Annotated in this window: 1 rRNA gene (cut by a window edge); it reads left to right on the top strand. The window is 54.4% G+C overall.

From position 1 onward, the window contains the following. The first annotated feature begins 90 nt into the window (after positions 1–90). Positions 91–1,677 (top strand): 23S ribosomal RNA (locus tag OCU29_RS19645) (it continues 1,647 nt past the right edge of the window).

Here is a 1,677-nt window from a genome sequence, read left to right as displayed (position 1 = left end):
CCTGCCTCTTGTGTGGGGTGGGTGTGGTTGGTCGTGTCTTTCTAGATGTGTAATTAATCTAGTCTTTGTAGTTTTTGTTGAGTGTTTGTGAGACAAGCTATGAAGGGCACATGGTGGATGCCTTGGCATCAAGAGCCGATGAAGGACGTAGGAGCCTGCGATAAGCCCTGGGGAGTTGGCAACCAAGCTGTGATCCGGGGGTGTCCGAATGGGGAAACCCAGCTGGAGTCATGTCCAGTTACCCGCGCCTGAATATATAGGGTGTGTGGAGGGAACGTGGGGAAGTGAAACATCTCAGTACCCACAGGAAGAGAAAACAATAGTGATTCCGAGAGTAGTGGCGAGCGAAATCGGATGAGGCCAAACCACGTACATGTGATACCCGGCAGGGGTTGTGTATGTGGGGTTGTGGGATCGCATGGGTGGGTCTGCCGGCCTACCACACAGTAAGAAATCGTCTGTGAAGTTGAAGTCCGCTGGAAAGTGGCGCCGTAGAGGGTGATAGCCCCGTAAGTGTAAGCAGTCGACTGTGATGCGACATCCCAAGTAACACGGAACCCCTGAAATTCCGTGTGAATCTGGCGGGACCACCCGTTAAGCCTAAATACTCCTTGATGACCGATAGCGGACAAGTACCGTGAGGGAAAGGTGAAAAGTACCCCTGGCGGGGAGTGAAATAGTACCTGAAACCGTGTGCCTACAATCCGTCGGAGCCTTACTCATCCTTGTGGTGATGGGGTGACGGCGTGCCTTTTGAAGAATGAGCCTGCGAGTTTGCGTTGTGTTGCGAGGTTAACCCGTGTGGGGAAGCCGTAGCGAAAGCGAGTCCGAATAGGGCGTCTGAGTAGCACGATCAAGACCCGAAGCGAAGTGATCTATCCATGGGCAGGTTGAAGCGCGGGTAAGACCGCGTGGAGGACCGAACCCACTTAGGTTGAAAACTGAGGGGATGACCTGTGGATAGGGGTGAAAGGCCAATCAAACTTCGTGATAGCTGGTTCTCCCCGAAATGCATTTAGGTGCAGCGTTGCGTGTTTCTTGCCGGAGGTAGAGCACTGGATAGCCGATGGGCCCGACCAGGTTACTGACGTTAACCAAACTCCGAATGCCGGTAAGTGAGAGCGCAGCAGTGAGACTGCGGGGGATAAGCTCCGTAGTCGAGAGGGAAACAGCCCAGACCATCAGCTAAGGCCCCTAAGCGGTGACTAAGTGGAAAAGGATGTGGAGTCGCACTGACAACCAGGAGGTTGGCTTGGAAGCAGCCACCCTTGAAAGAGTGCGTAATAGCTCACTGGTCAAGTGATTCCGCGCCGACAATGTAGCGGGGCTCAAGTCATCCGCCGAAGCTATGGCATTCACATAAGCCCAGCACCCACTTGATGGGTGTTCAGGTGTGTGGATGGGTAGGGGAGCGTCGTGTCGCGAGTGAAGCGCCGGAGTGATCCAGGTGTGGATGCGACACGAGTGAGAATGCAGGCATGAGTAGCGAATCACGTGTGAGAAACACGTGCGCCGAATGATCAAGGGTTCCAGGGTCAAGCTAATCTGCCCTGGGTAAGTCGGGACCTAAGGCGAGGCCGACAGGCGTAGTCGATGGACAACGGGTTGATATTCCCGTACCGGCAAAGTAGCGCCCATGACGAACCCGGTGATGCTAACCATCTGAAACTCAGCCGA

It is taken from the genome of Nocardioides sp. OK12, from assembly GCF_024341885.1.
GTDB lineage: Bacteria > Actinomycetota > Actinomycetes > Propionibacteriales > Nocardioidaceae > Nocardioides > Nocardioides marinisabuli.
This window is presented reverse-complemented; position numbering and strand designations above follow the sequence as displayed.